This window comes from Roseicella frigidaeris, from assembly GCF_003258945.1.
GTDB classification, from domain to species: Bacteria; Pseudomonadota; Alphaproteobacteria; order Acetobacterales; family Acetobacteraceae; genus Paracraurococcus; species Paracraurococcus frigidaeris.
On the sequence record NZ_QLIX01000031.1, the window covers coordinates 1 to 13,023 of the forward strand.

Annotated in this window: 10 protein-coding genes and 1 pseudogene; all 11 read right to left on the minus strand. The window is 74.2% G+C overall.

Going from position 1 to position 13,023, the window contains the following annotated elements; all coding sequences use genetic code 11:
• Positions 1-128: 128 nt before the first annotated feature.
• The 11 genes and pseudogenes from DOO78_RS23715 to DOO78_RS23770 all read right to left on the minus strand — a co-directional run bounded on the left by DOO78_RS23715 (position 129) and on the right by DOO78_RS23770 (position 12,901).
• Positions 129-674: a VOC family protein gene (locus DOO78_RS23715; protein WP_165839058.1), complete on the minus strand. Its 546-nt coding sequence runs from the start codon at positions 672-674 to the stop codon at positions 129-131.
• Positions 675-1,184: 510 nt separating this feature from the next.
• Complete coding sequence (locus DOO78_RS23720) at positions 1,185-1,829, minus strand: nucleotidyltransferase family protein (RefSeq protein WP_111472372.1); 645 nt, start codon at positions 1,827-1,829, stop codon at positions 1,185-1,187.
• Positions 1,830-1,914: 85 nt separating this feature from the next.
• Positions 1,915-3,084 (minus strand): methyltransferase domain-containing protein, encoded by a 1,170-nt coding sequence (locus tag DOO78_RS28500; protein ID WP_111472373.1) that lies wholly within the window; start codon positions 3,082-3,084, stop codon positions 1,915-1,917.
• A 277-nt stretch (positions 3,085-3,361) separates the two neighbouring features.
• A complete protein-coding gene (gene pgmG, locus DOO78_RS23730) occupies positions 3,362-4,777 on the minus strand; it encodes a phosphoglucomutase/phosphomannomutase PgmG (RefSeq protein WP_111472374.1) in 1,416 nt (471 codons plus the stop codon).
• A 244-nt stretch (positions 4,778-5,021) separates the two neighbouring features.
• Positions 5,022-6,236, minus strand: a pseudogene (locus DOO78_RS23735) (UDP-glucose dehydrogenase family protein); the annotation flags it as partial.
• 254 nt (positions 6,237-6,490) lie between these two features.
• The gene (gene galU / locus DOO78_RS23740; RefSeq protein WP_111472376.1) at positions 6,491-7,366 is read right to left on the minus strand and encodes a UTP--glucose-1-phosphate uridylyltransferase GalU; all 876 of its coding nucleotides are present in this window, start codon (positions 7,364-7,366) and stop codon (positions 6,491-6,493) included.
• A 439-nt stretch (positions 7,367-7,805) separates the two neighbouring features.
• The gene (locus DOO78_RS23750; RefSeq protein ID WP_111472378.1) at positions 7,806-8,396 is read right to left on the minus strand and encodes a GNAT family N-acetyltransferase; all 591 of its coding nucleotides are present in this window, start codon (positions 8,394-8,396) and stop codon (positions 7,806-7,808) included.
• 257 nt (positions 8,397-8,653) lie between these two features.
• Positions 8,654-9,388, minus strand: a complete 735-nt coding sequence (locus DOO78_RS23755; RefSeq protein ID WP_128080139.1) for a J domain-containing protein — start codon at positions 9,386-9,388, stop codon at positions 8,654-8,656.
• A 7-nt stretch (positions 9,389-9,395) separates the two neighbouring features.
• A complete protein-coding gene (locus tag DOO78_RS23760) occupies positions 9,396-10,097 on the minus strand; it encodes a vWA domain-containing protein (RefSeq protein ID WP_111472380.1) in 702 nt (233 codons plus the stop codon).
• Between the two features lie 48 nt (positions 10,098-10,145).
• Positions 10,146-10,607 (minus strand): cupin domain-containing protein, encoded by a 462-nt coding sequence (locus DOO78_RS23765; protein WP_111472381.1) that lies wholly within the window; start codon positions 10,605-10,607, stop codon positions 10,146-10,148.
• A gap of 8 nt (positions 10,608-10,615) precedes the next feature.
• Positions 10,616-12,901 carry an NADP-dependent malic enzyme gene (locus DOO78_RS23770; protein WP_111472382.1) on the minus strand — a complete coding sequence of 762 codons (2,286 nt, stop codon included), beginning with the start codon at positions 12,899-12,901 and terminating at the stop codon, positions 10,616-10,618.
• Positions 12,902-13,023 lie beyond the last annotated feature (122 nt).

The window sequence follows — 13,023 nt, forward strand, 5'->3', positions numbered from 1 at the left end:
AGGGGGGTGGGGGCTGGGGAGGAGCGGCGGCGGGAGGGGCGAGGCATGGCGGCGATCCCGAGGAAGCGGACGGGATCGTAACGGATTATAGGAAAAAATTCAAGGGAGCGCCGCGGCCCCCGGCTCGCTCAGCCCAGGCCGCGCGCCGCCCGGTGCGCCTGCCGCAGCGCCTCGTACCGGCCCGGCAAATCCGCCACCTCGACATCCTCGCGGCGTGTCATGATGCGCCAGACATGGCCGAAGGGGTCGTGGAACTGCACCATCCGGTCGCCCCAGTAGCCGTCCTCGACCCCGCTGTTCCGGGCGGTCGGCGACGCCCCGGCGGCCAGCGCCCTGGCATAGACGGCATCCACGTCGTCCACATAGAGGGTGAGGCAGGTCGACGGCGCCCCCGCGGCGATCGGCGAGCGCGGCCAGTCCGGCCTGGGGGCCTCCCGCCAGCGCGGATTCTCCCGCACGACCAGGAGATGCGCACCCGCCAGCCGCAGCTCGGCCCAGGTCACCTCCCCGGCCGGGAGCCCGGCCGGCGGGGGCCCGCCCGGATAGGCCGCCGCGCCCCGGTCCACCTCCTCCGCGCCCAGGACATCCCGGTAGAAATCCGCGGCGGCGGCCACCTGTTGCACGATCAGCGTCACGCCGAGCTGCCCAATGCCCTGCCGTCCGGGAATCGCCATGGCCCTCATCCTTGGATGCGAATCAGCGGCCAGGATAAAGCCCGGCCCTGTTCCAGAAAAATTCCAGTGGCCGCGGGCCAGCCGGGGCGCGGCCCTCATGGCCGGCCGGGCCGCCCGGCAGGGATCGGCGAGCCAGGATCGGCGGGCGACCCCAGCCGATCCCACCAACCAGCCCCCGCGAGCGGGGGGGCCAGGGCACTTCCCCTGAACACCGGTTCCGGGGAAGCGTCCTAGACTACCGTTTCCAGAGCATCGTCACCCGATCCGGCGAGTCCACCCGATCGGGATCCGCGTAGGCCAGAGCGTGATCGCCTGAGGTCGCCGCGCCGAAGGGCGTGACGCAGGCGACCGAACCATGGCCGGGGCCTGGTCGATGGGTCGGGCGAGGCGGCGTTGGAACCCGCCGCGGCAGGGGGGTGCCGTGGGAGGGGGGTACCGTGGGGGGATGCCGTTCGAGCTTGAGAGAACAAAACCAGAAAACAGGGAGGCACACAAGCGTTTCCTGCGCCTCTACCCCGCCGCCATCCGCACACCCGGCCACCGCTCCCGCCAGCGCTGCGCCCGGCAGCGCGCGGCGAAGATCGCCCGCTTCGCCGGCAGCCGCGCGAAATCCGGCGTCGGCCGCACCACCCGCCCGAGCAGGTCAGCGAAGCCCCAGGGCGCCGCCACCTCCACCCCTGCCCCGGGCCCTGCCCCTGCCCCTGCCCCGGGCCCTGCCCCTGCCCTGGGCCCTGCCCTGGGCCCAGCCCAGCGGGCCAGCACCGCCGTCGCGGTCTCCGGCCAATGCGCCGCGGCGTCGCGCGTATCGGCATAGGGGGCATCGCCGTTGCGCGCCGCCATCCGCGCCTGGTTGCGCACCGACCAGGGCAGGCCCGGCATGGCCGCCCGCAGCGCCCGTCCGGCCGCCGCATCCGCCGCCGGGCCGGCGCCCGGATCGAACCAGACCACGTCGATATCGCCGGGCGGGTTGCGGCCCGGGGGAAAGCCCGAGAGCGCATCCCAGGCGGCGTTGCGCAGCAGCCCGGCGCCGATCCAGGCCTCCGGCAAGCCGATCGCGGCGACGGCCCGCAAGGGCTCGCGCAGCCGCGCCTCGCCGGCGATCAGCCCGGCCAGCCAGGCACCGCCCTCCCCGTCCCTGGAGCGGATCCCGATCATCTGGATTCACCGGATCGGGTGACGATGCCCTGAAACCAGGAGCCCGGGGCGCTTCCCGTGAACCGGTGTTCCCGTGAACCGGTGTTCATGGGAAAGCGCCCCCGGCATCATCCGGCCGGTGCGCCGCCAGCAGCAGGAACATCGGCCGGTCGAGCTCCGGCTCCAGCGCCGGCTCGGCGGCGAGCTGCGCCGCGTCCGGGGCGAATTCCTCCAGATGGTCGAGCACCAGCCCGGCGCCGCGCAGCGCCGCCAGGATCGTCGCCAGCCTGCGGTGCCGCTTCACCACCTCGGCGCCGAGCCAGCGCACCCGCCGCTCGCCCTCCCGCGCATAGCCCTCCAGCGGCCAGATCCGCTGGCCGCGCGCATCCCTCGCCCAGCCGGGATGCGCCGGCGCGGTGTAGACCGGGTGCTCCATCGAGACGACCAGCCGCCCGCCGGGGCGGAGCGCCGCCCGCACCCGGGCGAGCAGCCCCTCCAGATCCGCGACGTAGTGCAGGGCGAGCGCGCTCCAGGCGAGGTCGAAGGCCGATTCCGGCAGCGCCGCGGTCTCGAGGTCGTCCTGGCGGAAGGCGATGCCGGGGTCCTCGGTCATCCGCCGGGCGCGGTCCAGCATCGCCGCCGAGAGGTCGAGGCCGAGCACGCCCGCGGCGCCCGCGCCGCGCGCCCAGCGGGCGAACCAGCCATAGCCGCAGCCGAGATCGAGCACGGCGCGCCCGGCGAGCGGCGGCAGCAGGGCGCGCAGCCGCGGCCATTCCGGGGCGCCGTCCAGCCCCTCCACCGAGCGCCGGAGCTGGGCATAGGCGGCGAAGAAATCCGGGTCGTCATAGACGGTCCGGGGCATGGCGGTCTCCTCCGGGCGGGCGGGGATGCGCCGTGCCGGCCCTGGCCCCGAGCATGAGCCCGCGGCGGCCGAGTCTCCAGGCTGCCCGGCCCGCCAGCGCGGTGCCACCCAGGCCCGGGCCCGGACGGGGCCGTGGGCCGTCGCCGCCCGCACCGGCACCAGGCGATAGGCGGCGCCCTCATAGGCGGCGAGCCGGGCCAGCGCCGCCGGCCCGGCGCGGAGCAGCGCCCCCGGGGTCAGCGCGCCGGCGGCGCGGCGAAGGGTGGGGTATGGGGTGCCGCGCAGCGCCGCCCGCTCCCAGCCCGGCAGGGCGGCCGGCCGCAGCCGGCGGGCGAGGCCGGGCTGGCCGGCCATGCGCTCCAGCACCACCGGATCGAGCAGCGTGCCGTAGAGGAAAAGCGGCGCGCCGATCATGCGGCGCCGATCATGCGGCGCCCGTCCGGCGCATCGCGGCCGGCGGCGCCGCCACGCTGGCCACGGCCGCCGTCACCCTCGCTGCCCGTTGCCCTGCCGCGGCTTGGCCGCGACAGGCTGTGACGCGCCTCGGGTCGGAGGCGAATCCCGGGGCCCCCGCGAGGGCGCGCAGCGACCTCGTGGGGATAAATCTCGGGGCCCCCGCGAAAGCGCGAAGCGATTTCGCGGGGATGGCTCATGGGGCCCCCGCGGAGCCGCGCAGCGGCTTCGTGGGGATCTAGTGTCCCGCATTCTCCCCGGAGAAGTCCGGCGCCGCGAGGCCGCTGGCGACGAGCTGCTCCACCAGCATGCCCTTCAGCCGCTCCAGCCCCGCCTCCGAGGTCGCCTCGCAGCGGGCGACGAGCACCGCCTGGGTGTTGGAGGCGCGCAGCAGCCACCAGCCATCCGGGGTCAGCACCCGCACGCCGTCCACGTCCTGCACCTTGGCCCCTGCGGCGGCGAGGCGCTGCTTCACCTCCTGCACCACCTCGAATTTCCGCTCCTCCGGGCAGTCGAAGCGGAGCTCCGGCGTGTTGATCACCTGCGGCAGGGCGGCGCGCACCTCGCTCAGCGTCTGCGGCATGCGGGCGACGATGCCGAGCAGGCGCACGGCGGAATAGGGCGCGTCGTCGAAGCCGTACCACTTGTCGGCGAAGAAGATGTGGCCCGACATCTCGCCGGCGAGCGGGCTGCCGGTCTCGGCCATCTTCGCCTTGATGAGCGAATGGCCGGTCTTCCACATCAGCGGCGTGCCGCCGGCCTTGGCGATCTCGTCGAACAGCACCTGGCTCGCCTTCACGTCGGCGATGACGGTGCCGCCGGGCTTCGCCTTCAGGACGTCGCGCGCCAGCACGACGAGGAGCTGGTCGCCGAAGAGGATGTGGCCCTCGTTGTCCACCACGCCGATGCGGTCGGCGTCGCCGTCGAAGGCGATGCCGAGATCGGCGCCCTCGCGCTTCACCTCGGCGATGAGCTGCTCGAGGTTCTTGGCGACGGTCGGGTCCGGGTGGTGGTTCGGGAAGGTGCCGTCCACATCGCCGTTGATGACGTAGTGCTCACCCGGCAGCTTCGCCGCCAGCACCCGGGTGACGTTGCAGCCGGAGCCGTTGCCCGGGTCCCAGACCACCTTGAGCTGGCGGTCGCCGCCGTCGTAGTCCTGCAGCAGCCGGGCGACATAGGCCTCCATGACGTCGAGCTGGCGGTCATGGCCCTCGGTCGAGACGGGCACCACGTCGCCCTCCCGCGCCATGCGGCCGATCTCCTGGATCTGCTGGCCGTAGAAGGGCTTCTTGCCCAGCATCATCTTGAAGCCGTTGTAGTCGGGCGGGTTGTGGCTGCCGGTGACCATGACCGCGCCATCGGCCGAGACATGGTAGGCGGCGAAGTAGAGCATCGGCGTGGCGACCAGGCCGATGCGGATCACCTCGAGGCCGCAGGCGCGCAGCCCGGCGACGAGCTGCGGCTCCAGATCCGGGGAGGAGAGCCGGCCATCATAGCCGACCGCGACCTTGGTGCCGCCGGCGCGATGCACCAGGCTGCCGAAGCAGCGGCCGATCGCGAAGGCATCCTCCGGCTGCAGCGTCGTCCCGACGATGCCGCGGATGTCGTATTCGCGCAGCACCGTCCGGTCGAAGCTGTGGTGGAAGGCGGTCATGCTGGCTCTCCGGTCTGGCGGCCGCCGCGCCGGCCGGGCGCCAGGGGCGGACCGGCGGCGCTGGCCGCATCGATGGTGCTGAGACGATCTAATGGATTTCGCGGTGGAATTGCACCGCGAAGGTGGCGCGGGTGTGGCAGGGGCCCCGCCCCGCCGGCCCCGGCCGTTGCCCCGCCGGGGCATCGGCGCGGCCGGCCCTCCGTGGAGCGCCGCCGGGGCCCCCACGGCGAGGCCGTGGGGGTNGCAGCCGCTGCGGCGCGAGGGCGCGGAACTCGTTCCACTCGGTCAGCAGCACCAGCGCATCCGCCCCCGCCGCGGCATCGAGCGCGCCGGTCGCGTAGCGCACCGCGGCCGGCAGCAGGGGCCGCGCATGCTCCATCGCCGCCGGATCGAAGGCGCGGACCGCCGCGCCCGCCTCGACCAGGCGCGGGATGACGGCGAGCGAGGCGGCGTCGCGCATGTCGTCCGTCTCCGGCTTGAAGGCGAGGCCGAGCACGGCGATGGTCCGGCCGGCGAGGCTGCCGCCGCAGGCGGCGATGACGCGGTCGGCCATGGCCGCCTTGCGCGCCTCGTTCACCGCGATGGTGGTCTCGACCAGGCGCACCGGGGCGCCGTGGTCCTGCGCCGTGCGGGCCAGCGCCAGCGTGTCCTTCGGGAAGCAGGAGCCGCCATAGCCCGGGCCGGCATGCAGGAATTTCCGCCCGATCCGGCCATCCAGCCCCATGCCGCGCGCCACGTCGTGCACATCGGCGCCGACCCGCTCGCAGAGATCGGCGATCTCGTTGATGAAGGTGATCTTGGTGGCGAGGAAGGCATTGGCGGCATACTTGATCAGCTCCGCCGTCTCCAGCCGCGTCGCCAGGATCGGCACCTCGATCAGGTTCAGCGGCCGGTAGAGCCGCTTCAGCACGGCCAGCGCCCGCTCGCCCTCCGGCCCCTCCCGCGTGCCGATCACCACCCGGTCGGGCCGCATGAAGTCGCCGATGGCGCTGCCCTCGCGGAGGAATTCCGGGTTCGACGCCACCTCGATGGCGAGCTCGGGCCGCGCCCGGCGGACGATCTCCTGCACCTGCCGGCCGGTGCCGACCGGGACGGTGGATTTCGTCACCAGCACCAGCGGGCCGCGCGCCGCCCGCGCCACCTGCTCGGCGGCGGCGAAGACGAAGGAGAGGTCGGCATGGCCGTCGCCCCGGCGCGAGGGGGTGCCGACGGCGAGGAAGACCGCATCCGCCCCCTCCACCGCCGCGGCGAGGTCGGTGGTGAAGTGCAGGCGGCCGTCGCGGACGGTCTCGGCCACCAGGCTGTCGAGGCCGGGCTCGTAGATCGGGATGCGGCCGGCGCGCAGCGCCTCGATCTTCGCCGCGTCGCTGTCGAGCAGGCAGACATCGACGCCGAATTCGGCGAAGCAGGCCCCCGAGACCAGGCCGACATAGCCGGCCCCCACCATGGCAATCCGCATCGGCACTCTCCGCCGGCGGCACGGCGCCGCTGGCTCCTCCTATAGCACCCTCGTCCTATAGCATCCCCGCCGCCGGCCGACCCGCCGCCGGGCAGCCACCCGTCACGGCCTGCCGCCACCCGTCACGGCCTGCCGCCACCCGTTGCCCTGCCGCGGCTTCGCCGCGGCAGGCTGTGACGTGCCTGCGACCCGAGGCGAATCCCGGGGTCCCCGCGGCGGCGCGAAGCGGCGTCGTGGGAATCAGGCGTGGGGATTCAGGTGTATTTCTTGAGGAAGTCCCGCACCGCCGGCGCCATGTCCGGCCGCTCCAGCGCGAAGGCGATCTGCGCCTCCAGCCAGCCCGCCTTGTCGCCGCAATCGAAGCGCCGGCCCTGGTAGCGCAGGCCGTGGAAGGGCTGCTGGCCGATCAGCTTGGCCATGCCGTCCGTCAGCTGCACCTCGCCGCCGGCGCCGCGCTCCATCTTCGCCAGATGCCCGATCACCTCCGGCATCAGCACGTAGCGGCCGATGACGGTGAGGTTGGACGGCGCCTTCTCGACCGGCGGCTTCTCCACCAGCCCCTTCACCGAGACCAGCCGCCCCTTGTCCTCGGCGATGTCGAGCACGCCGTAGCGGTTCACCCGCTCGCGCGGCACCTCCTCGATGGCGACGACATTGCCGCCGGTCTCGCGATAGGCCTCGGCGAGCTGCGCGGTGCAGGAGGTCTCGCAGAGCATCAGGTCGTCGGGCAGCAGGATGGCGAAGGGGTCGTCGCCGATGAAGGCGCGGGCGCACCAGATGGCGTGGCCGAGGCCCATCGGCACCTGCTGGCGCACCGTGACCAGGGCGCCCGGCTCGATCTGCTGGGCGCGCAGCTCGGCCAGCTCCTTCGCCTTGCCCCGCTCCTCGAGCGTGCGCTCGAGCTCATAGGCCACGTCGAAATGCTCGACGATCGAGGTCTTGCCGCGGCCGGTGATGAGGCAGAACTGCTCGATCCCGGCGGCGCGCGCCTCGTCGATCGCGTATTGGATGAGGGGCCGGTCGACGACCGGCAGCATCTCCTTCGCCAGGGCCTTGGTGGCGGGCAGGAACCTGGTGCCCAGCCCGGCAACCGGCAGGACGGCCTTCTTCAACGGCTTCAATGCGGACACGTGCCTCTCCTGGCAGTGACGTCGAACGGGGACGGCCGGCGCCCGGGACGCGGGCGGCGAGGAGTGCCACGCATCCCCCGCGAGCCGCAAGCCGGGCCGGCCGGCGGTCCGCACCGGGCCCGCCCGCCGGGCGTCCGGCCTGGCCTGTGCCCTAGACCACGATCCGCTCTCTCTCCGGTTCGCGGACCCTGGTCTAGCGCGGTGTTTGGTCGCGTGAGTCGCGCCTTCGGTGCGTCACCTCCGGCGATCACGCCCTAGCAGTGACCTTTCGCATCACGGCCGACAACCCCCATTTGCCTGACAATTGCTACGACACTGTGAGCATGGCGGGGCGTGGATGCGGCGGGCGGACGCCCGACCGCCGGCCCTCTCGGGGCGCCACGGCCCCCGGCGCCCCTCCTGCCGCCCCTCCTGCCGCCCCTGCGCGCTGCCCCTGCGGTCAGCGGGGCTTCGCAAGCTGCCAGTCCAGGTTCGCGCGGACCGCGGGCCATTCGGGCGCGGTGATGCTGTAGACGCAGCTGTCGCGGATCGTACCGTTCCGCAGGCGCTGGTGATGCCGCAGCACGCCGTCGAGCCGGGCGCCGAGGCGCTCGATGGCGCGGCGGCTCGCCTGGTTCATGACATGGGTGCGGAACTCGACGGCAAGGCAGCCCAGCCGCTCGAAGGCATGCGCCAGCAGCAGCCGCTTGGCCTCGGTGTTGAGCGGCGTGCGCTGGACGCGGGCGGCGTACCAGGTGGAGCCGATCTCCAGGCGCGGCCCGCCGGCCTCGATGTTGATGTAGGAGGTCATGCCGACGGGGCGGCCGCCCGGGCCGTCCAGCACGGTGAAGGGCAGCGAGGCGCCCGCCGCCTGCAGGCCGAGGCGGCGGTCGATCTCCGCCGCCATCGCCTCCGGCGCCGGGACGGTCGTGTACCACAGCCGCCAGAGCTCGCCGTCGCGCACCGCCTCGGCCAGGGCCTCGCGATGCGCCGGCGCCAGCGGGACGAGCTCGACATGCCGTCCGGACAGGGTGACGGGCTCGATCGCCATGGCTGGTCCCTCGCAGCGCCGCGCGGACGCCCGACCGCGCCGCGCCGGCCCCCGAGTCGCCCCCGGATCGGCCTCCGCGCATCAGCCTTGGATCAGCGCCCCGAAGCAAGCCCCTGAGCGAGCCCTGGGGGGGGGGGAGCCGGGCAGCCCCGCGCGCCCCGCCCGTTGCCCTGCCGCGGCGGGCCACGCCCCGGGCCCCTTGGCGAGGCCCCCCGCGGCGGCGCGCCGGCGACGGCGTGGCGATCAGGGCCGGAGGATCAAAGCAGGGTGTCGCGCGCCTGGTTGATCCGCGCCGCCAGCCAGTCGCTCCCCCCCTGGTCGGGATGCGCCGCCCGCATCAGCCGGCGATGCGCGGCGCGGATCGCCGCCGCGTCCGCCCCCTCCGCCAGGCCGAGCACCGCCAGCGCCTCCTCCCGGCTCATCCGCCCGCCAGGCCCGGCGCCGGTCCCGCCACCGCCGCCCCCGCCGGCTCCCGCCCCGGGGGCCGCCTCGGCCGCCCGCCAGTCCGGCTCCACCCGGTCGAGCCAGGCCTCCAGCAGCGGCACGCTCTCCGGATCGGCGGCGCGGCATTCGGCGAGGAGGGCCAGCAGCTCGGCCAGGGTGAGCGCGGCGAGGTCGCGCCCGGCCTGCCGGCCGCGCCGCACCGTGCCGCTCATCCGCCCGCTGGCATGGTCGAGGCGCATGGCGAGGGTCGCCGTCTCCACCGCCGTCTCCCCCGGCCCGCCCGCGGCGGCGCCGGTCTCGCGGCGGAAGCGCCGGCCGGCGAGCGCCCCCTGCCCCCAGCGCCAGAGCAGCGGCGCGAAGAGGCCGATGGTCCAGAGCGCCTGCGCCCCGCGCCCGGTCAGCAGCACCAGCAGCAGCCCCGCGCCGCCGAGCGTGGCGGCGCCATAGACCGCGGCCTTGCGGATGGTCTCGACCCGCGCCGTGGCGAAGAGCCGCGCCAGCCAGAGCAGCAGCAGCAGCAGCCCGGCGCCGAGGGCGAGCCAGACCATCGCCGCCTCAGCGGCCCGGCGCCGGAAGCTGGCCGGCGATGCGCCGCGCCGCGCCGCCCGGCAGCCGGGCCAGCGCCTGCCGCCCGCCCGCGGCATAGACCGCGACCGCCCGCAGCAGCTCGCGCAGCGCCGCGGCGCTCGCCGCGTCGAAGGGCGCATAGGCGCCGCCCGAGAGCCGGGCGACCTGGCGCAGCGCCGCCGCCGCCTCCGGATGCCCGCCCTCGTGGAAGCAGAAGACCGGCGTGCCGTGCAGGCCGAGCTGGCCGGCGACATGGCAGAGCGGATCGACCGCCTCCTCCACCGCATCGCCGACGAAGACGAGGGCGTTCACCCGCTCGCGCCGCGTCTCCGCCAGCACGTGCTCGAGCAGGCGCTGGATCTGGGTCTGGCCGCCGAGGCATTGCACGCCGGCCATGCGCCGCGTCAGCTCGGCGGCATCGGCGAGGAAGGGCGTCGCCGCGAATTCGCGGAATCCCCGGTAATAGGCGAGCTGGATGGCGAGGCCGCCGAGGTCGCGCGTCGCCCCGAACATCTCGCCCTGCAACTGGCAGGCGCGGTCCCAGCTCGGCTGGCGCGAGGCGGTGGCGTCGATGGCGAAGACGAGGCGGCCGCGGCGCCCGGAGGCCGGCCGCGCCTGCGGCATGGCCTCGACGCGCTGCAGGAAGGCCGCGACGGCGGCCGAGGCCGGCTTGTCGGGCAGGTTGCTCATAGGAGGGACATGGGCGCGGCTTGGCGGCAGCGCCAGGGGGCGGTCGGCTCACCCCCCGGGATAGGGCCGGCCATCCTTGTGGCGGAAGCGGCCATCGGCATTGGCGCTCTGCATGTCCACATCCGAGCAGGTGGTCAGGTCGTCCGGATGGCGCGAGCCGACCTCGAGATACACCGCCTCGGCCGCCGAGCGGTTGACCAGGTGGTGGCCGTTGCCGCTCGCCTTCGGGAAGGCGGCGCAGTCGCCGGCCCGCAGCGGCGTCTCGCCGCCCTCCTCGACCAGCACGAGCTCCCCGGACAGGACATAGACGAACTCGTCCTCATGCGAGTGCCAGTGGCGCTGGCTCGACCATTGGCCGGGCGGCAGGCGCATGAGGTTGACGCCGAAATCGACGAGGCCGCCGGCCTCGCCCAGCCGTTGCCGCAGCCGGCCGGCGGAGCGGGCATCGAACTCGGCCGGATAGCCGGTGCCGCGCAGCACCGGCACGGCGGCGCGGTCGATCCGCGGCATCGCCCGCCCTACCCCGCCGCGGCCCGCAGCGCATTCGCCTGGTGCACCGCGACGGCGGTGAGGTTGACGATGCCGCGCGCCGTCACGCTCGGCACCAGCACGTGGATGGGCTTGCGCATCCCGAGCAGCACCGGCCCCACCTGCAGCCCGTCGGCGGCCGCCTTCAGCAGGTTGAAGCTGATATTGGCGGAATCGAGGTTGGGGAAGACCAGCAGGTTGGCGGTGTCCGTCAGCGTGCTGTCCGGCACCGCGCGGTCGCGGATCGCCGGCACCAGCGCGGCATCGGCATGCATCTCGCCATCCACCTCGAGATGCGGCGCCCGCGCCCGCAGCAGCGCCAGCGCGGCGCGCATGGTGCGCGCGGTCGGCGCGTTGGAGCCGCCGAAGGAGGAATGGCTGAGCAGCGCCACCTTCGGCACCAGGCCGAAACCCTCCACCTGCTCGGCGGCGAGCAGGGTCATCTCGGCGATCTGCTCGGCCGTCGGCTCGACCAGCAGATGCGTGTCGACGAAGAACAGCGTGCCGGTCGGGATGATGACGGCCGAGAGCGCATAGACGCGCGAGCTGGCGTCGCTCTTGCCGATGACGTCGAAGGCGTAGTGGAATTGCCGCATCCAGTTGCCGCTGCCGCCGACCAGGGCGGCATCGACCATCCCGGCCTCCAGCAGCAGGGCGGCGGCGACGGTCGCGCGCGTCGTCACCCGCCGCGCCGCCGCCTCGGGCGGGGCGCCGCGGCGGCCGACCCGGCGCTGGTACATCGCGGTCAGCGGCGCGAATTTCGCCACGTCGGCGACCGGGTCGAGGATCTCGACCGACTCGGAGAAATCCATGCGCAGGCCCATGGCGCGGGCACGCGCCTCGATCACCTCGCGCCGGCCGAGCAGCACCGGCTCGGCGATCCCCTCGTCCAGCACCGTCTGCACCGCGCGCAGCGTCCGCTCGTCCTCGCCTTCCGAATAGACGACGCGGCGCGGCGCCTTGCGGTCGGCCTCGAAGAGCGGCCGCATCAGGTAGCCGGAGCGGAAGACGAAGCGCTCCAGCTCGCGGCGATAGGCGGCGAAATCCTCGATCGGGCGGCGGGCGACGCCGCTCTGCATCGCGGCGCGGGCGACGGCGGGCGCGATCTCGAGGATCAGGCGCGGGTCGAAGGGCTTCGGGATGATGTAGTCGGCGCCGAAGACCGGCGCGTTGCCGCCATAGGCCGCGGCCACCACCTCGCTCGCCTCGACGCGGGCGAGCGCCGCGATGGCGTCGGCCGCCGCGACCTTCATCGCCTCGTTGATCGCCGTCGCGCCGACATCGAGCGCGCCGCGGAAGATGAAGGGGAAGCAGAGGACATTGTTGACCTGGTTCGGATAGTCCGACCGGCCCGTGGCGACGATCGCATCCGGCCGGGCGGCGCGCACCGCCTCGGGCAGGATCTCCGGCTCGGGGTTCGCCAGCGCCATGATCAGCGGCTTCGGGCCGAGCCGCGGCAGCCATTCCGCCTTCAGCACGCGCGGCGCCGAGAGGCCGAGGAAGACATCGGCGCCGTCGAGCACCTCCTCGAGCGTCCGCGCATCGGTGCGGCGGGCGTAGCGCGCCTTGTAGGGGTCCATCCCCTCCGGCCGGCCCTCGTAGACCACGCCGTGGATGTCGCAGACGGTCACGTTCTCCCGCCGCAGCCCCATCGCCACCAGCAGGTCGAGGCAGGCGAGCGCCGCCGCGCCGCCGCCGGTGTTGACCAGCTTCACCTCCTCGAGCCGCTTGCCCTGCAGCAGCAGCCCGTTGCGCACCGCGGCGGCGACGATGATGGCGGTGCCGTGCTGGTCGTCGTGGAAGACCGGGATGCGCATGCGCTCGCGCAGCACCCGCTCCACCTCGAAGCATTCGGGGGCCTTGATGTCCTCGAGGTTGATGGCGCCGAAGGAGGGCTCCAGGGCGGCGACCACCTCGATCAGCCGCTGCGGGTCGCGCTCCTCCACCTCGATGTCGATGGAATCGATGCCGGCGAATTTCTTGAAGAGGACCGCCTTGCCCTCCATCACCGGCTTCGAGGCCAGCGCCCCGATGGCGCCGAGGCCGAGCACGGCGGTGCCGTTCGAGACCACGGCGACGAGGTTGCCGCGCGCCGTGTAGTCCCAGGCGGCGTCCGGGTTGGCGGCGATCTCCTCGCAGGCGGCGGCGACGCCCGGGGAATAGGCGAGGCCGAGGTCGCGCTGCGTCGCCATGCGCTTGGTCGGCTCGACGCTCAGCTTCCCGGGTCGCGGCAGCCGGTGATAGTCGAGCGCTGCCTTGCGGAAATCCTCGTCCATGCCTCGCCCCCGTTCCGGTGGGGGAAGATGCGGCCGAAGCGGCGGGGCCGCAACCATCGGAACGGCGGTGTTCCGGCCGCCGGCCCCCGCCTCGCCCCGGCGGTCTCCCGCCCCCCGCGTCT

Bases quoted from the DNA above. Each gene is read 5' to 3' on its own strand.
- DOO78_RS23715 (WP_165839058.1), bottom strand. From the start codon at position 674: ATGGCGATTCCCGGACGGCAGGGCATTGGGCAGCTCGGCGTGACGCTG.
- DOO78_RS23720 (WP_111472372.1), bottom strand. From the start codon at position 1,829: ATGATCGGGATCCGCTCCAGGGACGGGGAGGGCGGTGCCTGGCTGGCC.
- DOO78_RS28500 (WP_111472373.1), bottom strand. From the start codon at position 3,084: ATGATCGGCGCGCCGCTTTTCCTCTACGGCACGCTGCTCGATCCGGTG.
- pgmG (WP_111472374.1), bottom strand. From the start codon at position 4,777: ATGACCGCCTTCCACCACAGCTTCGACCGGACGGTGCTGCGCGAATAC.
- DOO78_RS23750 (WP_111472378.1), bottom strand. From the start codon at position 8,396: ATGGCGATCGAGCCCGTCACCCTGTCCGGACGGCATGTCGAGCTCGTC.
- DOO78_RS23755 (WP_128080139.1), bottom strand. From the start codon at position 9,388: ATGGTCTGGCTCGCCCTCGGCGCCGGGCTGCTGCTGCTGCTGCTCTGG.
- DOO78_RS23760 (WP_111472380.1), bottom strand. From the start codon at position 10,097: ATGAGCAACCTGCCCGACAAGCCGGCCTCGGCCGCCGTCGCGGCCTTC.
- DOO78_RS23765 (WP_111472381.1), bottom strand. From the start codon at position 10,607: ATGCCGCGGATCGACCGCGCCGCCGTGCCGGTGCTGCGCGGCACCGGC.
- DOO78_RS23770 (WP_111472382.1), bottom strand. From the start codon at position 12,901: ATGGACGAGGATTTCCGCAAGGCAGCGCTCGACTATCACCGGCTGCCG.